This window comes from Petroclostridium sp. X23 (assembly GCF_030013905.1).
Lineage (GTDB): Bacteria > Bacillota > Clostridia > SK-Y3 > SK-Y3 > X23.
Genome location: NZ_CP124862.1, coordinates 5,121,702 through 5,143,525 on the forward strand (window position 1 = coordinate 5,121,702; position 21,824 = coordinate 5,143,525).

Below are 21,824 nucleotides of genomic sequence, written 5' to 3' on the forward strand. Positions count from 1 at the left end.
CATATGATATAATAAATATATACCTACTTATTAGTACGGATTGATATTTTTAAGGAGGGGAGGGTATTAAATGGACAGAAACAAGTTATCGGAAATAAAGGATTATATCATAAATTCCCACGAAAGATGTAAAAAATACAATGTTGACACCGAGCGGGTATTCAGTAACAGAATCATTGATGAAAACGAGCTTTTCAGCAAGCTGGAAGCCAAGCAGGAATTAATTATAACGGCAGCGCCTTTCATGAACCAATTATATGACTTTGTAAAAGGGTCAAACTTTTTCTCCATACTTACCGATGAAGAAGGTTGTATTTTGAATGTAATCGGAGATGAAGAAATATTATCCGAAGCGTTTTCTTTCAAAATGATTTCCGGAGCATCTATGAATGAACGTGATATCGGAACAAATGCCATGGGGACGGCACTGGTGGAAGGCAGGCCGGTACAAGTATCGGGAAAGGAACATTACATCAAGGTTTACCATCGCTGGACCTGCTCTGCTTCACCTATCAGGAATGCAGAAGGTGAGATCATCGGATCTCTCGATTTAACCGGTTACAGCGAATATGTTCATTCCCATACCCTTGGAATGGTAGTAGCTGCCGCAAATGCTATAGAAAAAATGCTGGAAATCAAAAAATATGCCGACGAGCTGTCTTTGGCCAAGAAATATAATGAAACGGTTATAGACTCTATCATCGCAGGGATACTCACCTCTGACATGGATGGAAATATAGTAACCATTAATCACTATGTGGCCGATATGTTTGGCTATGATGAAAATGAAATGAAAAAGATGAAAATATGGGAGCTGTTTGAAGGATGGAACCGGGTGAGAGCAGCTGTTATCAATAAAAAGAGTGTAACAGATGAAGAGGTTTTTGTTAACGCGAGGAAAAATAAGCTTCAATTTAACTTGAGTACGTATCCTATCTTTGACGAGCAGCAAAATATAAGGAATATTATTTTTCTTTTTAAAGAAGTCAAAAAAGTCAGAAAACTGGCAAATAAAATTATGGGTCGGCAAGCCATTTACACTTTTGATAAAATCGTAGGCAAAGACGAGAATTTTTTACGTGTGATCGAATTTGCAAAAAAGGTCGCAGACAGCAGATCCAATATTTTAATTATGGGTGAAAGCGGTACAGGTAAAGAGCTTTTTGCACAGGCGATACACAATTACAGCAGCAGATGCGAGGAGCCTTTTGTAGCCCTGAACTGTGGTGCGATACCCAGAAACCTAATAGAATCTGAATTATTTGGTTATGAAGAGGGTGCATTTACTGGAGCAAAAACCAGCGGCCAGCCCGGGAAATTTGAAATCGCTGATGGAGGAACGATTTTTCTTGATGAAATTGGGGAAATGCCGTTAGATATGCAAACCCGGTTGCTTCGTGTCATTGAAGAAGGGACGGTAAGCAGGATAGGTAGCATTAAAGAGATTGTTGTAAATGTAAGGGTTATTGCAGCTACTAACAAGGATTTAAATGAAGAAGTCAGGAAAGGAAATTTCCGAAAAGATTTATTTTACAGGCTGAATGTTTTACCCATCAGGCTGCCTCCTTTAAGGGAGCGAAAAAGGGATATTATTCTGTTGATTCAATATTTTATGGATAGAATCACTAAGAAATTAAATAAAAGAAGTGTGAAAATTCCGGAGGAATTTATGCAGCAGCTTTTAGAATACGAATGGCCGGGCAATATAAGAGAATTGGAGAATCTGATTGAATTGATAGTCAATACCGAATCCATTCCCGATAGTCTTGAAAAGCGCGGGTCGGGTGTTACTCCTAAAACGAACATAAACGTTAATAATTTTAATGGAATCATTGCTTATGGAGAGCCGGACGAAGATCTTAAATTAGAACGCATGGAAAAACTTCATATACTAAAAGTATTGAGTCTATATGAGAGGAATATCACTTTGAGTGCCAAAGCCTTAGGCATAGGCAGGAATACCTTGTATAGGAAGATGCAAAACTATGGCATCGACTGTTCTGAAATGGATCAATGTTCTAATATGTAACACGAAAATACATCACTAAGCGATCAAAAATGGAACGGTAATGAAAATTACAACGTGTAATGATTGAACTCTCTCTCTTTGAGAGGGTTTTTCATTTTGGCACAGTTTTTGCTTAATATAATCCATAACGGTCAAACAGCAGGGACAGTCCGAAATCACTGGAAAAGTGCTTAATTGGTCAGAAATCACACAAGGGCGGGGCCCAGGGCCGCAGTCCGGCCAAAAACCAGGCCTGACAGCAGACCAGTCCCCTAGTCTGATTTCTTCTGCTCAAGAAATTCCGACTTTATCAGTGGTTTCGGACAGTCCCCAAGTCCGATTTCCTCTATGAACTTACCAATAAGTGTGAATCATCGTATGCCCTTAGGAGGTGATAGGGAATGAAAATAAAGGTGAGGTTATTTGCCACTTTTAGAGATGGAAGAGGAAAGGAACTTGAATATCAATTCAGTGAAGGTTCTACAGTACTGAATGTTTTGGAAATGATTCGAATAAAACAACGGAATGCAGCTATTTTGCTGATCAATGGTAGAGACGGAAAATTTGATACACTGCTTTCCCATGGTGACACCATTTCATTATCTCCACCGGTAGGAGGTGGATGAGAATGCACAGCAGATATCAAAAGAATATGAATATGCTTTCTCAAACGGAAATTCAGAAGCTCGGGGATTCCAAGGTGTGTGTAATAGGCTGCGGAGGGCTCGGAGGATATGTGATTGAGATGCTGGGAAGGCTGGGCGTAGGAAATATCACGGCAGTAGATGGGGATGTATTCGATGAAAGCAATTTGAACAGACAGTTGCTATCCGATACCGGTGTAATTGGAAAGAGCAAAGCCGAAACCGCAAAGAATAGAATGCTTTCTGTGAACCCTTTGATCAATGTAGTGCCTGTATCCCAAAAGCTTAATGCAGAAAATGCAATTGAAATCTTGAAAGCAAATGATGTTGTGATAGATGCAGTGGATAATACGGACACCCGTCTGCTTTTACAGCATTGGGCTGCAAAGTTGGGAATACCGATGGTTCATGGTGCTATCGCCGGTTGGTACGGACAAGTTACAACTGTCTTACCGGGGGATGCAACCTTGAAATTCCTATATGGAAGAAATAAATCGGACGGGATTGAAAAAGAATTGGGAAATCCATCCTTTACGCCGGCCTTTGTTGCGTCCATTCAAGTGAGTGAAACATTAAAGCTGCTGATCGGCAGAGGAGAATTGTTGAGAAATAAAGTGCTTTTTGTAGATTTATTAAGGCAGGAATATGAAGTGGTGAGTTTATAAACATAATCTTTTAGTATGGACAATCGTAATGAAAAATGTTGATTTATTTATGATCAACTATTAATATTAAAATAATAAGTTAAAGCTCCGAGCTTATAGTTCTAAAGGTAGTTGCTAATGAACCATAAGCCGATAGGGTACAGTTGGAAACAGTTGTGCCTCCCATGTGGAAAGGGGTTTGTTTTTCAAGCATAGAGTGAATATGCTGCTGGTGTAATCATTATCTTGTAGATAATTATTAAAAGTAGTGTACAGCTTTTTGGCCTCTTTCCAACACATGGAGAGAGGCTGTTTTATTGTCTGATTAGATCATAAGACGAATGCCCTGAACATATCGGTGTCGGAGTTAAAACAAAAAAATAGTTATTATATAGGAGGTCAAAAGTATGAGAAAGTGGATAATGATGATGATCGGAGCTGTTTTATTAACAGTCATGTTCGTAGGGTGCAGCAGTAAAGAGAATACCCCGGCTTGGACAATAATGGTAGAGGGTGTGAAGGATGGAGCGGTTTCATTCACAAGTTCTGACTTCAACAACATGGAAGCAGTAGAAATTAAAGCAGCGATGAAGAACAAGGACAGCAGTGAACCGGCACAAAGTTGGACGGGAATCCCTTTGAAAACAGTACTGGAGTCACTAGGTGTGAAAGCGTATTCATCCGTTATTGTAGAATCAAAAGACGGACAATCAAAAGAATATGTTCCGGAGCTTGTAGATAGTGAAGGCACAATTCTTGGTGTTAAGGTGGAAGGGAAGTCACTTGATGAAAAAGAAGGGCCTGTTAAGTTGGTTGTGGATGGGAAAGGGAAAAATTGGTGGATACCGAATGTTGCCAAAATCATTGTGAAAAAATGAGGATATCGTTTTGAATGGAGTAACTATTTATGAAGATTCGTAGTATTCATATACACAAGCTGCTGTTAGTATTGATTCCCTTACTTTTTATAACCGTATCACTGTTTATGGGAAGATATCCGATAAGCTTTGGGATGATGGCTAAGGTAATATTGGCAAAAATCACCGGGATCGGCGGTGAAGAAATCCCTGATACAATCAAAACCATCGTATGGGATGTGCGCTTTCCAAGAGCTGTGATGGGCGCGTTGGTTGGAGGCTCCCTTGCGATTAGCGGCGCTTCTTTTCAGGGGGTATTCAGAAATCCTCTTGTAAGTTCCGGGATCCTTGGCGTTAGCTCGGGAGCAGGATTTGGTGCAGCATTGTCTATTTTAATTTTTAAGTCAACAGCATTTTCATATATTTTCGCTTTTGTATTTGGCGGGATAGCTGTTTTACTGAGTTATATGATCGGTAGGGTTTATAATACTACGCCGACAGTGATGTTGGTTCTAGGGGGGACCGTTGTATCATCGGTTTTTTCAGCGTTGATTTCTTTTGCCAAGTATGTAGCCGATCCTTATGACCAACTTCCTACCATTGTGTTTTGGCTGATGGGAAGTCTTGCATCTCTCCGCTATCAGGATATGATAGCGGCAAGTATTCCTATGATCCTCGGGATCTTGGGATTGGTAGCCATCCGTTGGAGAATTAATATACTCTCTATGGGAGATAAAGAAGCCCAGGCCCTCGGAATCAATATGGCCTTTAACAAGGGATTAGTAATTTTCTGTTCAACCCTTGCGACAGCAGGGGCTGTTTGCATCAGCGGAATGATCGGTTGGGTTGGATTGGTTATTCCACATATTGGGAGAATGTTGTTTGGCAACGATAACAAAGTACTTTTACCCGCAAGTTTGTCTCTTGGTGCTTGTTTTCTTATATTGGTAGATAATATAGGGCGAATAATCACCGGTTCTGAGATACCTTTAGGTATTTTGACAGCACTGGTTGGAGGACCGTTCTTTGTTTATCTTCTAAAAAAAACAAAAGGGAGTGCATGGTAAATCATATGGCAATGATAAGCGTTCATGATGCGTCTTTCAGTTATGAAAAACAACCAGTATTCAGTCATATCGGCTTACAGGTTGGTGCAGCAGAAGTATTTTGTATAGCAGGCCCTAATGGTTGTGGGAAAACCACACTGCTTGATTGTATGCTGGGTGTCAAAAAACTTCAAAGCGGGAAAGTGTCGATCAATGGAAAGAACATAAACTGTTTAAAGCCCCGGGACATTGCCGGCTATGTAGCTTATGTACCCCAAGCCCATGAAAAGACATTTCCTTATACGGTGATGGAAATTGTATTAATGGGCAGAGCGTTCCAAACGGGTATCTTTTCGTCGCCTTCCGGAGAGGACCGGAAAATTGCAGAACAAGCAATCGAAACTGTCGGTTTAGCAAAATATAAGCATAGACCTTATACGCAATTAAGCGGTGGAGAAGGACAGATGGTACTTATAGCACGGGCGCTTGCACAAAACAGTAAAGTAATCATCATGGATGAACCTACGGCACATCTCGATTTTAAACATGAGTTAACAGTTTTGGAGATGATTGTCCGGCTTGTGAAGGAGTCAGGTATTTCTGTTGTCATGGCAACACATTTTTTAAATCATGCTTTTTACTTTGAAAACAACGATATTCCTACAACCATCGCATTAATGGATAACAAGGACATTTCCATTGCAGGACAGCCCTCTGCAGTTTTGACCCAAAACAATATTCAATCCATCTACAATATACAGTCTACCATTATTTCTTTAAAATCTAAAACAGGAAGAATGCTGAATCAGATTATTCCCATTAGTGCCGCTTCAAAATAGTAAAGATAGGAGAGATTAACCTGTGCCAAAAATATCAGATTTATTGAAAAAAATACATGTAACTGCGATTTTGTCTTTGACAATGGCTTTACTATTTTCAGGTTGTGCGTCTCAAAACACCGCTATCAAGCCAACGAATAGTGCTGAAGCTGATGTAGAGACTGTTACAGTCATCGATTATGCCGGAAGAGAAGTATCCGTACCTGCAAATGTTCAAAGGATTGGTTGTCTGTATGCGTTTTCCGGACATGTCACAGCAATGCTTGGCAGAGGTTTACAGATTGTTGCTGTAGTAGAGGGTTTGAAACGCGATAAGATTATGAACCAATTGGTCCCAAATATTAGCAAGTCAGCGGTACCTCAAAAAGCCGGGGCAATAAATATTGAGGAACTTATAAAAGCAAAACCTGATATCATATTTATAAGAAGCGAAACAGCAAATCAAGCCGGGGAAGTAGATAAAATAAATAAGAGTAAAATTCCCTATATTGTGATCGACTACAAAAATATCGAAGAACAGCAATATGCGATAGAAGTCATTGGAAAAGCGATTGGGGCCGGTGAGCGTGCGAGGAAATACAACGAATACTATCAACGCTGTCTTGAGCGTGTGCGAGAGAAAATAGATCAAATCCCTTTGGACAAGAGAGTCAGAATATATCATTCGGTCAACGAAGCTACAAGAACGGATGAGAAGAATACCCTACCGGCAGATTGGCTGCAGATTGCAGGAGCAATAAATGTTTCACTTGATGAGGATTTAAAGTTGATTGAGGATAAGTATTTTGCAAGCTTGGAACAAATATTCCTATGGAATCCCGATATGATTATCGCCAATGAGCCAAAGGCGGTAAAGTATATTCAAAGCAACAAGCAGTGGTCCGCACTTGGGGCGGTAAAAAACCAAAAAGTTTTTCAAATGCCTATAGGCATTTCAAGATGGGGGCACCCGGGATCATTGGAAACGCCGCTGGCAGTTTTGTGGACGGCTAAAACTTTATATCCGGAGTCTTTCCAAGATATTAATATGAATGAAGAAGTGAAAAATTACTACCGAGAATTTTTTGACCTTTCTTTGACCAATGATGAGATTATTCAAATATTAAACGGCAAAGGCATGAGGGCCCCGAAATAGGGTAAAAGCTAGAGGAGGTAGCACATGATGAAAGTTCTTGTATGTATTGATGATACCGATAATTTGGATAGTATGGGGACAGGTGAACTGGCGGCTTTAATCTCTAAAGAGATCCAATTGAAAGGATGGGGAAAGTGCCGGGGAATTACAAGGCACCAATTGCTGGTGCATCCGGATATTCCTTATACTTCTCATAATAGTGCCATGTGTTTTGAGGCAGATATTGATGAGTTGTGTCTGGAAGCGTTGATTAGCTGTGCATGCGAAATGCTTAAAACCAATAGTGCCGAAGGTTCCGATCCGGGATTGTGTGTGGTTGTACCTCACTTGCTTCCGGCTCCTGAGAGGTTGGTCGCTTTTGGGAAAAAAGCTAAAGAAATGGTTCTTACCAAAGCGGAAGCCTATGCTTTTGCCAGTGAGATGAATATACATCTGTCGGAGCATGGCGGTACAGGGCAAGGAGTAATAGGCGCACTTGCCGGTACAGGCTTAAGGCTCGGCGGAAACGACGGACGTTATAAAGGCAAGCTTCGATTAGAGTCGGATAATAACATTATATTAGTAAAAGACATCTATGCTCAATCGGATGTTGAGGTAGTAAAAACTCTAGATGGAACAATATTGGATGATAACGAAGCAGTGATACTAGGAGAACATTTAAAGGCAGTGCTATTGAATGGCAAGTCAACACTGCTTGTCATACCTTCCGAAGACGCATCCGGCAAAGCTTTATGGAAAACCTGCAGTAAGCAGCTATTGAGAGCGTATTAATTCTTTAGGAGGCTGAAATGGGAAATAGTAATATTTGGTGTATTGGTAATAAAGGCAAGAAGGAGTTTGCAGGGGGTAAAAATGACTGGGAAAAGGCAGCGCAAGTGGCCGGTAATTGCTCTAACTTTTCTGCTGATGATGAAGATGAATGGGTGGCAGATGAGAGCAGGTCATGCTATAACTGCCGGTATCGGCGCTGGACCATGCAATCATTTATATGTTGTAAGCGTTAGTGACTTTTGGTGTTTTTTATAAAGAAGCAAAGTATATACGTTGTAAGTAACTCAATTCGCAAAACTTTATTTTGTAGACAGTTTAAATAAAATTGCTCACCTCACATACTTACATAACATATATTAAAGTAGACTTAATATATTTTTAGGGGTGAGGATTTTAGATGGAGAGCAACAATGATATCATTACTCAGCGCAGTTTGCATCCGGATACTGCGCAGGTTTTGTCTCATTCCACCATATCGGTGCCTATGATGGAAGAGATCACACCGCGATGGCTTCTGACATTATTACCCTGGGTACCGGTAGAAGCAGGGGTGTATCGTGTAAACAAAAGAAAGAAATGCTATGTTGATTCAAAGAATGTTCCATTTGATAACCGGGACTGTACAGCAGTTGGCCCGGGACAACTATGCAAAATTCCTCTTTTTAAGGATATGGACCGGTCATTGGTTGAGCAAATATCCACATTTTTTGTTATGGAACAATACGACGCTGAAAGTACCATAACAAAAGTAGGCAATGAAGGGGATAAGCTATTTATTGTAGCAAAAGGTAATGTTGAAGTTTCTGCCTGGGGATCACGGGGGAAAAAAGTTAAAATCGGTTCACTGACGGATGGGCAATACTCGGATATTAATGCTTTCATACAAAAGTCAAACAGGCCTATATCTATGCAAGCACTTGCTCCGAGTGTCATATTCTCATTAGATAGAACCAAATTGCAAAATGTTATCAATCAATCTCCGCAGTCAATTGAAAATTTCAATCACGCACTTCAGAAATGGAGTTATGAAAAGGTAAGATCCAATGAATATGGGGAAAAAAGGATTGAACTGATATCGGATAAGTTGAGAGAACATACCTTGCCGCAAACTTTTCCCGATTATGAGGACGTGCCGTGCGAGTATCGTTTGAATTCCGTTCAAACCATATTAAAGGTCAATAGTCAAGTAACAGATATTTTTAACAAGCCTATCGACCAATTACAGGAACAAATGAGGATGACTGTAGAAGCCATGAAAGAAAAGCAAGAATGGGAAATGATCAATAACAAAGAATTTGGGTTAGTGAATTCCGTTGCTCCTGAAATGAGAATGCAACCCAGAAAAGGAGCGCCTACTCCTGACGATATGGATGCGCTGCTCGCCAAAGTATGGAAGAAACCTGCATTCTTTCTCGCCCACCCTCAAGCGATCGCTGCTTTTGGCCGGGAGTGTACAAAAAGGGGCGTTCCCCCTGCAACCGTTAATTTTTGTGGTTCTCCTTTTATAACTTGGAGGGGTGTGCCTATTGTTCCTTGTGACAAACTCTTAGTAAATGAAAAGTGTCGTAATCACTCCTGCTGTGGTACTACCAATATCTTGCTAATGCGTGTAGGAGAGAAAGAACAAGGTGTGATCGGTTTGCATCAACCCGGGATTCCTGATGAAAAATTTATGCCAAGTCTTTCGGTGAAATTTGCCGGTATTGATAATATGGGGATTACATCCTATGTCATGAGCCTTTATTTTTCAACGGTGGTATTAACCGATGATGCATTAGGAATGCTTGAAGATGTAGAGGTAGGCTACTATCATGATTATGAATAGGCATCAAAATGATTGGTATCCTTCAAATATATCAGGAGGGCAGGTATTTCCCTATATGGACCATGCTGTAGATGCTGCTTACTATTTTATGCGTGATAATACATCTGTAGTAGATTCAAGCAATACCAACGGCCGGCTTTTACATCCTTTTGATATAAGTGGTATACGCAGTGACTTCCCGATATTGCAGAGAAGAGTAAACGGAAAGCCGTTGATTTGGCTGGATAATGGTGCTACTACTCAAAAACCGCAATGCGTAATAGATGCTTTAAGGGAATATTATCAAGAATATAATTCCAATGTCCATCGTGGAGCACACACATTATCCAAGGAGGCAACCGATGCTTATGAATGTGCGAGAAGAAAAGTGCAGATGTTTCTCGGCGCATCGGCGATCGAAGAAATCATCTTTGTACGCGGTGCTACTGAAGCGATTAATCTGGTCGCACAAACATATGGCAGTACTAATATACGCAACGGTGATGAAATTCTTCTTACCATGATGGAGCATCATTCTAACATCGTCCCCTGGCAAATGCTGCAAAAAGAAAAGGGAGCAGTGATGAAAGTAATTCCTATCAATGGCCGGGGGGAAATCATGCTGGACGAATATGAGAAGCTTTTGTCTTCACGTACACGAGTAGTAGCTATTACGCATGTTTCCAATGTCTTAGGAACGATTAATCCGATTAGAAAAATGATTGACATGGCCCATAGATACGGGGCACGTGTATTGATTGATGGTGCGCAAGCAGCGCCGCATTTAAAGGTCAATGTACAAGACTTGGATGCGGATTTTTACGTTTTCTCAGGTCATAAAGCTTACGGACCAACAGGTATAGGCGTGTTATACGGTAAAAAGGGACTCCTTGAGCAAATGCCTCCTTGGCAAAAAGGCGGAGGCATGATAAAAAATGTTACTTTTGATGGTACTACTTATAATAATCTGCCGGATAAATTTGAGGCGGGTACGGGTAGTATCGCGGATGCCGTAGGTCTACGCGCAGCTATTGATTATATGCAGAAAGTGGGTATGGATAGAATAGAACATTATGAGCGATCACTTACCGGATACGCTATGCAAGCACTTTCTATGATACCGGGTGTCAATATCATAGGTACGGCACCTGATAAAATAAGTGCAATTTCATTTGTTGTGGATGGGGTTTCACCTGAGACAGTAGCAACGCGTCTTGACCGAGAAGGTATCGCGGTGCGAATAGGTCATCACTGCGCCCAACCGGTTCTGCAAAGATTTAATATAAAAAGTACCATTCGTGCTTCTTTGGCAATGTATAATATAAGGGAAGAGATTGACATGCTGGCCAATACCCTTTATAAAATAACTAAGGATTATTAAAAATTCTGTGATTCACTAACAGTACCTAAACTTATACAAAAAAATTCCCATAGATAAACTAATACAGAAGATGAATATAATTTAAAAAAGGTTGTAGATGATCATCTACAACCTTTTAGTCTTCATGGTTGCGGGGAGCGGATTTGAACCACTGACCTTCGGGTTATGAGCCCGACGAGCTACCGAACTGCTCCACCCCGCGATATGTTTTTTGCAACAGATATAATACTAACATAGATTTAATAAAAAGTAAAGTGGTAATTTTTGTAAAGTCTATAATGGGGCAATAGACACAGTTCTTGATGTAAGGCACTTATATCCATATTGACAGTAAGAACCATGCCCATTGTAACTTTTCTCTTGTTATATTTTTTTACAATTATACAACTTATCCTTATAATAACCCTCAGAAAGATATAATGCGCCTATAGGATTGTGTGCAAGCACTCTATCTTTAACTGCAAAAACAGTTACAGGTGCACTGGAATATTTTATAAATAATGAGTCGTGTCCTACACATAATCCCAAAATAATATTTAAATCTGTTTTTGATCTATTTAAAAAAGCAGCCTGTCCTATAGGATTACATATTGGTTCATATGTATTTGGTTTCACTTTTTCGCTCTCTTTAATATTTAAGAATTCTTTAGGTATGCTCCCATTTTTACATACCACCGAATTAACCTCAAAACCATTATGTTTTAGTATTGAACATAGTATTTTAGCTTCACTACTTAATCCAACACAAAAAGCTACTCCCAGCTTTTTAAAATCACATCTGTTTGCAAAATCCATTATCTCTTCAAGTCTCGTTTGTTTACCATATCCTTGTGCTTCCACCAATGCGGAATAATATGCTAATTTATAATTTTCATCTTGAAGATATAGTTCTTTTATTTTTTCTAATTCTTCTTCGTTATTGCATGGACAATTAAGAGGCAGTTTTTCTAGTTCTCCTTTTTGACAATAATGTCCACTGCACGTGGCACAAGTATACATATTCTCACTCCTAGTTTTTTTATTAAAGGATCAATCATAATTTTTCATTGTTACTTCTGCATCTTCAAATAGTTCCGGTGCAATTTCTTTCATATTCATATTTGCCCAAAATGACATTTTTTCATGGTCTGAAAAATATTTCATTGGAATTGGATGTGTTCCAACTATGACCGGTATGTTATAGTGAACCTCAATAAATTCTTTGAAGTTTTCAATACTCGGACATGGAGGATATCCAACAACAAACCCTGTAGCTAAATGTATTGCTTGCGCTCCGTTTTTAATCATTTCTTCCGGAACATATTCAATATTACCCCCTGGACATCCACCGCAATATGAATATCCAACCACTTCAACTTGTTCTTCTGCAGGATATATTGAAAAACCTCCTACACGTTCTCTTAAAGCTCTAAAACATTTCCCTCCGCCACAGTTTTGATAGCGTCCACAAATAATGATTCCTATCTTTTTCATCATGACCACCTCCGATGTAATTTTTTATTTACATTATTATAGTATCATAAAAAGTGGACGACCTGAAAAATATTTGTGTTTTGTATGTGCAAAACTTATACAAATTATTTGTGCACTTTCCACAATTGCTAGTTGATGATATATCTTTAAAGATGATAGGGACAGTTCTTACTATAAGGTACTTACATTCATATTATTAGCAGTATCTTATATATTAAATCAAAAGAAAATATTACAGCCCTATAATATCAGCAGTTCAGCTTATAGTAGAAAATATACGAAAGAAAATATATTATTTAAAATAAACTTTTCTTCACTATAGTATGAACAAGACCATGTTGTTTTGGATACTTAGATAATACCTCATCTTATAAATATTTAGAGATATCCGTAGTTTTGTGTAAATATAAATCGTTTAAAATTATGAAAATAGTTTTTGGTTAGCTATCATCTTGCTTCTTTAGCTATTAACATAATTATATACTCATGAGATTTATGTGTGCATGCATTGCATAGAATATGTTGTCTATTCATTACAGTTTGCACAAAGTAGCGATTATCAACTAAAACATTTCTTATATACATACTTCCCAAAGCAAGACCCGGTGAATGCAGTTTATTTTTTACTTGTTAAGAAAGCAGCAAATATTTGGATGTTTTGCATACGACACATGTGGAGTGCGTAATAGTAATACAAAAGAAAGACTCTTGAAAATCTTAGAGTTTTCAATGTCTACACGTATTTTTAACTTTGACTCGGAGGATGGTATTTATAAAAATAAAAAGCAGATAAATGAGATAAAAGTGTGTATTGCAATTAGGATATGGTGTGAGTAAACATATCTACCAACAATACTACAAAGGAAGCTTATGAAAACAACAGTTCAAGGCTTCCTTTTTTGATCACGTTTATCTATATATCTATAGGGTGTATGTTATGCTTGTTTTCAAAAAAATTTAATATCTTGTCATATTTATATTTGTTTAGTAATTTCTTACTATAAAGTTGGTTGAGAAAAGCCAATTTGATTGTGCCTCTTAATAGATTAGAATGTAGTAATTTGTAAAAAGACTGAATATATGGTTGTTTTTTCTTGTATAGAATCTTCCATACGAGTATAATAAAGATAACAATGTTCTGGGTATTGTTTCCTATTGGGAAGTAAGAAAATGCCAACAACAAATGAATTATTAGAGATTGCAAAAACAAAATTATTAAATCTTTACTGGGAGAAGTATTCTTGGTTTGTGATCTAATCAAAGGATATGAATGGAACCGAATTTCCCGTAGCAATCGCTTACTACTTGGCATCTTGTTTCTCAAATATATTAAATGGATGATATAGGGATTATTCCGATTGAAAAGACATCATCGGGGCAACAGCGATATGAAGTTAATCAAAATAATGCTTAACATATGCAGGATTGACATATTTGTAAATTCTGATAATCAAAGAAATAAGGGGTTGGAGTATATGTCAGTAAATATTAAAGTTCTGAAAGCACTTTATGGTGATTGTATTATTCTCACTTATGGGTTAGAACAAGATAAATATATATTGATTGATGGCGGAATAGGTAAACAATGTTATAGAAGTTTGAAAGTATTCATTGATAGTCTTAAAGAAAATAATTCGAATCTTAGCTTGTTGATATTGACACATATTGATTCGGATCATATAGATGGCATTTTAAAGCTCTTTTCCGAAGAAAATTTTGATTTTTCTAAGATTAATAAAATGTGGTTTAATTACGGAGATTTTTTGGATAAGGAGTTGGAAGCAATTAGGTATAAGGAGAAGAATGATATTTTACTTCATGATGAGACAACTAAAATAAGTTGGAGGCAAGGAACCAGTCTTGAAAAAATATTGAAACATGCCGGATTTCAATATGAAAAAGTTGTTAAAGTATATGATGAGTTTGATATTGATGATGCTCATATAACGTTACTCTCACCGAGTTTAGAAATATTAAGAGAGTTTAATGAGCATTGGATGATAGAAGAAGAACGAGAAACAAAAATATCAACAGTTTCAGATTACGAAATTCCAATTGAAGAATTGAATAATTTAGAATTCCATGAAAATATATCTTTAGCAAATAAAAGCAGTTTAGCTTTTATTTTTGAATATCAGCAGATAAAAGCCTTGTTTTTAGGAGATGCATCAGCAACAGAAATTGAAAAGTCATTATCAGAACTGGGATACTCTGAAACAAATCCATTAGTTGTTGATATTTGCAAAATATCACACCATGCTAGTAAGCATAACACAAGTAATAGTCTAATACGGATGCTGAAATGCAAGAATTATATTATAAGTACTAATCTTACGGCATCGGGCAGGCCAAGTAAAGAATGTTTGAGTAGAATTATATGTAATTCAAAAGAACCAGTTGATTTTTATTGTAATTACGAAATTGATTTTAATAAAATATTTACCAAGCAAGAATCAGAGAAATATGGTATGAAATTTATTACAATAGATGAAAATGGAATCAATCTGGAGGATTTACATAGATGATAGATGAATTTTACGATCAAGTAGTAGTTAAAACGGTGTATAAGGGCAATCATATTGGATCTGGTGTATTGTTACAAACAGAAAATAGGAGTTATTCATATTTGATTACTGCATGGCATTGTATGAATAAAGAAGAAACTATAGATTTAAATTCTCTTACATTATTTAAACAAGTTAGTGGAAATATGCATAAACTGACAGTAATGCCCCAAGATACATTAGTAATTAGTCAAAATGATATAGTTGTTATTAAATTGGACTATATTTCGGATATACCGATGTATCGGACTACCGCAATAGCAGTGGGAGATATGGTATTTATTTCTGGTTTTCCAAGAGCAATGGATAATCCACAAAGTATAATAAAGAGATATCCGCTAGATGCGAAAATAGTAAGTCTGCCTGGGGAGAATATTATTGAGCTGAGTAGTGAACGGCCAATGGATACGTTTACCCAAAATGCAAAGGATATAATGTCTAACTATTCTGGAAGTGGAATTTTCAAAAAAGTAGAAGATGAAGTTTTTTTGTGCGGAATTATTACAGATTTGGGATCACCGGATGGTGCATTTGGTGCTATATGTGGGGTTTCACGAGATTGTATACAGGAAAAACTTGTAGAAAAGGATTGGGAACCATTATGTGATATAGAAGTATGTAGTTTCAACCTTTTCAAAGAAAGTGTTATCGAAATATTTGAAGAACCTATGAATAGAATTTGTTCATTACAAATGCCCAAAATAAGGAATAATGTTAGACCATATGACATAAAAAATCGTTGTGGAATAAAATTGGTATGGCCATATTCAGAGACAAATCTTAATTGTAAGGATATCTGGGAAGGATGGCTTTTGTATTTAATCTTTAGATCAATAGAAAATCAGGAAAACTTAAAAAACGAAAGCTATTATATTGTTAACAATGAGAATGGCGATCGGAAAGTAAAATTAATCTATGTTACTAATAAAACTAAACTCTCAGATTTTTTAAAAGACTATTTGCAAAATGCATACAGGGATATAAACAAGGGAGATTTTTTGATTATTAAAACTAAAAAAGATCCTGCAACCAAGATGCTACAATCATCTCAAATCGATAAGGTAGTAACTGATATTAGTAATGTGATATGTGTAGAGCAAGAAATACGTATAGATGATGTCAAAAGTAATGTAAAAAAACTATCATTGATTCATATAAGAAAGATGGTTGATGAACTGAACCTTGTACTAGAAGAGAATGCTGTTGAGGGTATTGATGAAAGAGAAATAGAGCGACGCTTAGGTCAACGAATAGGAGAGATGTTACATGAGCTTTGAAGAATATAAACAAGGAATATCAGCTCTGAACTGTGAAGATAATTCTGATTGGATAAATAAAGTAAGCTGTTGGGTTGAAAAAGAACCAGGATATAATATTTATATTTTTCAAGTTATTGTTGAAGATGAACGCGACTTAGAAAAATACTATGAAACAATCACGGCGGCTATAGCTACAGAGTTTCAAATCAATTTAGAAAAAACAATTGAGAAATGGAACATATATTTGATTTTTGAATGTAAAAAGAGGATATCAGAAGAATTAAAAGGAAAAGTTGAGCAAGACAAGTATTCAACTCGAAAAATGGTGTGGGATTCTTTGAAGGAAAACGAGCTTGGAGATAAGAATTATATAAAGAATCGTCTATTATATTTGTACATTGATACAGATGAAAGAAATACAGTTGAAGAAATCCCATTATTAGAAAAAATCAAAAGTATAGATTTAGACTTATTTCAAGCGATTAAAAATGCTGATAAAGACATAAGCCAACTAGTAGCAATTTATTTAGGAGGTAACTTAAATGAGCAAAAAGATTAAAGAAATAAACATTGAAGCATTTAGAGCTTATGAAAAGTTACAAGCATTTGATTTTAGTCATAATGAAAGTGGAAATATTGCTGATTTAGTGGTTATCTACGCTCCTAATGGATATGGTAAAACATCATTTTTCGATGCTATAGAATGGGCAATTACTGATGAGATTGGACGCTTTAAAAGCACTGATGCAATTAAGCAAGAGGTGAAGAATGAAAAAGGGGATATCTTAAAAAATAAAAACTCTGATGCTTTGCAAGGAACTGTTCGAATTATAAGTGAAAACGGTAGTATTTTTGAGATAAAGACTAAAAAGCGTACTGGAAATATGAAGAGCGATTATAAGCCTGGTGATTTAGAACCTATACCAAATGAGTTACAAGAATTATTAAATGAAAAAAATACGTTCTGCACAACAAATATGTTGGCACATGATAAAATAACTAGTTTTTTACAAAACTATACGGCTGAAGATAAAACAAAAGCGCTACAAGTGTTTTGGGATAATAATGGATACTCTGAAATCCTAGAGGTGATAAACAATTTACATAATGAAATTGTTAAAAAAGAGAAAGCATTGGCTACAGAAGTTCAAAAAGAAGAAAGAGAATTAAAACAATATAAATATGAGTCAGATAAAGAATACGAAGTAAGACAGGTAATCAATAATTTTAACGTGAATAGCATTGATTTTAAGATTAATTTAGAAAACCTGATTGAAAATATCGATACAGCATTAGAAAAAACTGCTTCAATTTTAAAAACAGTACAGGACAATAAGCTTCAAAATGAAGCAAAACTTAATACATTGGAATTATTAACTATTGAATTTCCTAATTATTTATCTAATAAAGAAGACTTAGATATTAAAAAAGCTGAAAAAATAGAATATGAAAAAAAACTAGAGATATTAACCCGGATAGATAAGTTGATGGTACATAAAGAAAAATTGCAAAGTGAGAAAAAGCAAATTTGTGAAGTCATAGCTGGCTGGAGTTTGTACCAAAGTACTGAGATGGAAATATTATCAAAAAATGATTTAAAAAAGGAAGCTAACAATGCTAAGCCTGAATTACAGAAAAGTATAATTCAAATTAAGGATAACATTAATATTTGCAAGGAGAATGTTTCAAATTATACAGAATTAAAGAAAAAAGAATTAGAAGAAAAAAATCTTATCGAAATCGAGTTGGGAAAATTTAACAATAATACAGTTTGTCTCAATAAATATTCTAGATTACATAATAAAGCTTCATATTTATTGAGTCAACGTTTAGAAAAGCGAAAAGTTTCGAGCAATGCCATAAGTAGTATTGAATCGTTTATTGAAAACAAGTGCGGTATTGATCAAATAAAAAATTATATTAGCAGTGAAGTCTTAGATACTAATGAAAGGCTTACTGCTTTAAAAATTGAAAAATCAAATCGGGAGAAGCAGATAGTCCAGTTAGGAGAACACTACAAAAATGCAATGCTTCTAAACGATAAAGTTAATCAATTAGTGATTCAAGGCAAAGAATTAGTAGAGAATTCAAAATCTTGTGAGTGTCCTTTGTGTCATGCAAAATATGAAGATTTTTCAACACTGATTTCAAGAATATCAGTGGAATATAAAAGTAGCTCAGAACTAGATAGCATAAAAAAGGATTTGGAAGAAAGTAAAAAATTAAATGCTGAAACTATTGAAAATATTGCTATAGAGTCTGAAAAACTGAAAAAATCTATACAAGATACTTCAAAAAGGATTCAAGAAGAATTCAATAGACAAAACGAAAGAATACACAGCTTACAATTGCGGATAAGTGATTGGAATAACTTAATTACAAATATTCAAAACGACAATGAAAATATGAAAAGAAAATATGATTCAAAAAATGTAAACATACAAGACATTGAAGCAATAAATTTATTGAAAACTCAAATGGATAAAAATGTATTTGATTTGTCTAAAAATATCGAAAGTGAGGAGACAAAAATTACTACAAATCTAGATTTGGTAAAAAATCTAGAAATTAAATTGAAAAATGAGGAACTTAAGATTATTGAACTTGATGAAAAAATATCAGAAGTCAAAAACAATGATATTTACCAAGCAATACTAGTATTTTTAGTAAGTAAAAATCTCAGAAATGAAAATGATGACTTACAAAGTGTATTGAAAAAAATAGAGAATGAAAAAAATGATATTAGCAAAAGTATTGTTGAGACTGAAGCTGAAATAACTAATTCACAGAATAAAATTCAAGGGGCAAAGGAAGAGATTAATCTTCAATATAATTCATTACTAATTAAGATTCAAGAATCCACAGCTGTTTTAGATGGGTATCTGCTACGATGCACAAAAGCATTTGAGAACATAAGTGTAGAGGAAAAAGATATTGGTGAACAGTTAGAAAAACAAAAAACTAATCTCTTAGGTAAGAAAAGTAAGATCGATGAAAGTATAGCTGTTTTAAATTCGATACTTAATGATATTAAGAGTTTGCAAGAACAGAAAATTTGGCTTGATAAGAAAAAAGAACATGAACGAAAAAAGAGCAAACTAGATGTCCTTCAAGCAAAACAGCAGAATTTAAAAAATAGCAAAACTGTTGTGGAGGATTATATTGTTAAGCAGACAAATGCATATTTTAATTCAAATACAATCAATCAGATTTATCACAAGATAGATCCGCACCCAACTATGAATCACATCAAGTTCCTTACAGAGAGTTCTGGAAAGGGATTACAAACACATATTTACACTTATGATAAATCGGAAGAAGATAAAATGTCTCCTGTGTTGTATTTGAGTTCTGCACAAGTTAATATTTTATCATTATGTATTTTCTTGGCAAAAGTATTAACGGAAAGGGGTACAACATTTAATACAATATTTATGGATGATCCAATTCAACATCTTGATGGAATTAATTTGTTAGCTTTTATTGATTTGTTAAGGACGATTACTACCGTTATGGGAAGACAAATTGTCATATCAACTCATAATGAGCATTTCTACAATCTGATAAAGGTTAAAATGGATGATAGGTATTATTTATCTAAGTTCATCGAGCTTAATAGTGTAGGTGAGATTAGTAAGAAATATAAATAATAGTAAGTTAATGGTTACAAGAAATGATTAAACGATATTGAAAATCAAAATTACAATACTCTTAATAGTATTTTACGGATGAGGAGAGAAGTTATATGCTTGATTTTAAAGAAATGCGGGATGATGGAGTTGAGTTTGAGCAGCTTATAAGAGAGTTGTTATTGGCAGAAGGACTTGATGTACATTGGACCGGTGTTGGCCCGGATGGTGACAAAGATCTGATTGCAATAGAATCGTATGAAGGCATACTTGGTTCTATTAAAAGGAAGTGGGTGGTGCAATGTAAGCATAATGCTCATAGTGGAAAGTCGGTAAGCAAGGATGACTTGAATATAATGGAAACTTGTCTTGCGGTCGATGCTGATGGATATTTATTAGCTTGTTCTACACAGCCTACTTCGGCATTAATACGACACTTCAAAGAAATACAAGATAATAAAGGCCTTGAAACAAGATATTGGGATTCTATAGAAATTGAGAAGAGATTAATGAAACCCAATAATTTTCATTTGATAAATGTCTTTTTTGAGAACTCTTCTAAAAAGATTGGCTGGAAATTATTTAATACTCAAGACACAAAATTCTGGATGGCATATTTTAAAAAGTATTTTATTTATTTGTCATCTAGAGATTCTTTGACATTTAGCGAATTGAAGTTTGTTGAAAAAATAATAGAAATCACTGAAGCATTTAATGGTATCGATAGAAAGGAATTAATTGGTATTGAGAGATGGACAAATAATATAGAATATTTAGTGCCTAGAGCAGTTCATTATGATGATAAAAATACAAACTTTACGGTTTTTTTAGATTACATGTTTTATTCAGGTGAAAAGCCAAAAGCAAGAGCTGTAGATTTTAATGAGTATTTTAATCAGGATAATTGGAATGTTGATGGAGCCTGTGTTAAATGGGATATTCGTTTTGTGGAAGCTAATTTTGCTTCAGACCACTTTAGGATCAATCATAAAGACTACTATAAAATGTATATGGATAACTTTAAAACAGGGTATGAAAGAGATTGTAGTATCACTGATTTTATGTATGACGATTATGATTTTATTGAAAAGACAATAATAGATTATGAATTTCAAGATTTCATTGAAAGTGCTGATTATACATACTCTTTTGATAAAATGGAGAGCGATATAATTGCTTGCCTAAAAGAAAAAGAGGGTGGTAGTGCATTAATCGAAACGGTTCTAAATTTTTGTAGAAAGAATAATGATTTTGATAGTAGTGATGGACGGTTACTAAATACTTGGCAAATTGTATATCTAAATAGCATTATGAAACTTAGAGAAAAAGGGATTCTTTCTTCAAAGTATGGTTCACCAAAGGGAGTTGTAACTCTTAGTGAAAAAGGAAGAAATATGTGTAACTACTACGATACAATATTGAGAAAAGGTAAACGCTAATTTAATATACAAATTCTGTTGCTTGAAAACGCAGAATTTATTATCTTCTAAATTATTTATTTTCGCACATGAATATGCCGCCTCTGATTTGACACTTTGACCGCATTAATTGGGGTAGTGGGAGCATTCGTGCTCTGTACTGAAATGTACATGCTAAATAATGGAATTACTAACAACCTTCATATTCATTAATATATCTATAAAGAGTTGCCCTGCTCACATCTACCAATTTTGCAAATTCTATGTAAGCGTAAAGGCACCCATCAATAGATTTAAAACCCTTCTTTCTTTTCTCGAGAAAAGAAAGAAGCAAAGAAAAGCGAACCTACAA

At 35.5% G+C, this 21,824-nt stretch carries 18 protein-coding genes, 1 tRNA gene, 1 pseudogene and 1 riboswitch; of the genes and pseudogenes, 17 read left to right on the forward strand and 3 right to left on the reverse strand.

Annotation, left to right across the window (positions count from 1 at the left end; genetic code table 11):
- Positions 1–70: 70 nt before the first annotated feature.
- The 11 genes from QKW49_RS23980 to QKW49_RS24030 all read left to right on the forward strand — a co-directional run bounded on the left by QKW49_RS23980 (position 71) and on the right by QKW49_RS24030 (position 11,129).
- Positions 71–2,029, forward strand: a complete 1,959-nt coding sequence (locus QKW49_RS23980; RefSeq protein ID WP_282865153.1) for a sigma 54-interacting transcriptional regulator — start codon at positions 71–73, stop codon at positions 2,027–2,029.
- Positions 2,030–2,409: 380 nt separating this feature from the next.
- Positions 2,410–2,634 carry a MoaD/ThiS family protein gene (locus QKW49_RS23985; protein WP_282865154.1) on the forward strand — a complete coding sequence of 75 codons (225 nt, stop codon included), beginning with the start codon at positions 2,410–2,412 and terminating at the stop codon, positions 2,632–2,634.
- 2 nt (positions 2,635–2,636) lie between these two features.
- Positions 2,637–3,317 (forward strand): HesA/MoeB/ThiF family protein, encoded by a 681-nt coding sequence (locus QKW49_RS23990; RefSeq protein WP_282865155.1) that lies wholly within the window; start codon positions 2,637–2,639, stop codon positions 3,315–3,317.
- Positions 3,318–3,390: 73 nt separating this feature from the next.
- A riboswitch (molybdenum cofactor riboswitch) is annotated at positions 3,391–3,510 on the forward strand.
- Between the two features lie 193 nt (positions 3,511–3,703).
- A complete protein-coding gene (locus tag QKW49_RS23995; RefSeq protein ID WP_282865156.1) occupies positions 3,704–4,174 on the forward strand; it encodes a molybdopterin-dependent oxidoreductase in 471 nt (156 codons plus the stop codon).
- 29 nt (positions 4,175–4,203) lie between these two features.
- Positions 4,204–5,220: an iron ABC transporter permease gene (locus QKW49_RS24000; protein ID WP_282865157.1), complete on the forward strand. Its 1,017-nt coding sequence runs from the start codon at positions 4,204–4,206 to the stop codon at positions 5,218–5,220.
- Between the two features lie 5 nt (positions 5,221–5,225).
- A complete protein-coding gene (locus tag QKW49_RS24005; RefSeq protein WP_282865158.1) occupies positions 5,226–6,038 on the forward strand; it encodes an ABC transporter ATP-binding protein in 813 nt (270 codons plus the stop codon).
- Positions 6,039–6,060: 22 nt separating this feature from the next.
- Positions 6,061–7,173 (forward strand): ABC transporter substrate-binding protein, encoded by a 1,113-nt coding sequence (locus QKW49_RS24010; RefSeq protein ID WP_282865159.1) that lies wholly within the window; start codon positions 6,061–6,063, stop codon positions 7,171–7,173.
- A 24-nt stretch (positions 7,174–7,197) separates the two neighbouring features.
- Positions 7,198–7,944, forward strand: coding sequence for a hypothetical protein (locus QKW49_RS24015; RefSeq protein WP_282865160.1), 747 nt, complete (start codon positions 7,198–7,200; stop codon positions 7,942–7,944).
- A 17-nt stretch (positions 7,945–7,961) separates the two neighbouring features.
- Positions 7,962–8,177 (forward strand): hypothetical protein, encoded by a 216-nt coding sequence (locus tag QKW49_RS24020; RefSeq protein ID WP_282865161.1) that lies wholly within the window; start codon positions 7,962–7,964, stop codon positions 8,175–8,177.
- Between the two features lie 164 nt (positions 8,178–8,341).
- A complete protein-coding gene (locus QKW49_RS24025; RefSeq protein WP_282865162.1) occupies positions 8,342–9,769 on the forward strand; it encodes a family 2B encapsulin nanocompartment shell protein in 1,428 nt (475 codons plus the stop codon).
- Positions 9,756–11,129, forward strand: a complete 1,374-nt coding sequence (locus tag QKW49_RS24030; protein ID WP_282865163.1) for a cysteine desulfurase — start codon at positions 9,756–9,758, stop codon at positions 11,127–11,129. The genes QKW49_RS24025 and QKW49_RS24030 overlap by 14 nt, the downstream gene beginning before the upstream one ends.
- A 125-nt stretch (positions 11,130–11,254) precedes the next feature.
- On the opposite strand, the gene QKW49_RS24035 is transcribed toward QKW49_RS24030, so the two are convergent.
- From QKW49_RS24035 to QKW49_RS24045, 3 genes are all read right to left on the reverse strand, one after another.
- Positions 11,255–11,331 (reverse strand) — tRNA-Met (locus QKW49_RS24035).
- A 161-nt stretch (positions 11,332–11,492) separates the two neighbouring features.
- Positions 11,493–12,128 (reverse strand): DUF1847 domain-containing protein, encoded by a 636-nt coding sequence (locus tag QKW49_RS24040; RefSeq protein ID WP_282865164.1) that lies wholly within the window; start codon positions 12,126–12,128, stop codon positions 11,493–11,495.
- Positions 12,129–12,158: 30 nt separating this feature from the next.
- The gene (locus QKW49_RS24045) at positions 12,159–12,605 is read right to left on the reverse strand and encodes a CGGC domain-containing protein (protein WP_282865165.1); all 447 of its coding nucleotides are present in this window, start codon (positions 12,603–12,605) and stop codon (positions 12,159–12,161) included.
- 1,167 nt (positions 12,606–13,772) lie between these two features.
- Here QKW49_RS24045 and QKW49_RS26085 point away from each other — a divergent pair.
- From QKW49_RS26085 to QKW49_RS24075, 6 genes and pseudogenes are all read left to right on the forward strand, one after another.
- A pseudogene (locus QKW49_RS26085) lies at positions 13,773–14,016 on the forward strand (single-stranded DNA-binding protein).
- 61 nt (positions 14,017–14,077) lie between these two features.
- Positions 14,078–15,127, forward strand: coding sequence for a hypothetical protein (locus QKW49_RS24055; RefSeq protein WP_282865167.1), 1,050 nt, complete (start codon positions 14,078–14,080; stop codon positions 15,125–15,127).
- The gene (locus tag QKW49_RS24060; protein ID WP_282865168.1) at positions 15,124–16,443 is read left to right on the forward strand and encodes an ABC-three component system protein; all 1,320 of its coding nucleotides are present in this window, start codon (positions 15,124–15,126) and stop codon (positions 16,441–16,443) included. Before QKW49_RS24055 ends, QKW49_RS24060 begins: the two co-directional genes overlap by 4 nt.
- The gene (locus QKW49_RS24065) at positions 16,433–16,984 is read left to right on the forward strand and encodes an ABC-three component system middle component 1 (protein WP_282865169.1); all 552 of its coding nucleotides are present in this window, start codon (positions 16,433–16,435) and stop codon (positions 16,982–16,984) included. Before QKW49_RS24060 ends, QKW49_RS24065 begins: the two co-directional genes overlap by 11 nt.
- Complete coding sequence (locus tag QKW49_RS24070) at positions 16,968–20,075, forward strand: AAA family ATPase (RefSeq protein WP_282865170.1); 3,108 nt, start codon at positions 16,968–16,970, stop codon at positions 20,073–20,075. Before QKW49_RS24065 ends, QKW49_RS24070 begins: the two co-directional genes overlap by 17 nt.
- 95 nt (positions 20,076–20,170) lie before the next feature.
- The gene (locus tag QKW49_RS24075; protein WP_282865171.1) at positions 20,171–21,493 is read left to right on the forward strand and encodes a restriction endonuclease; all 1,323 of its coding nucleotides are present in this window, start codon (positions 20,171–20,173) and stop codon (positions 21,491–21,493) included.
- Positions 21,494–21,824 lie beyond the last annotated feature (331 nt).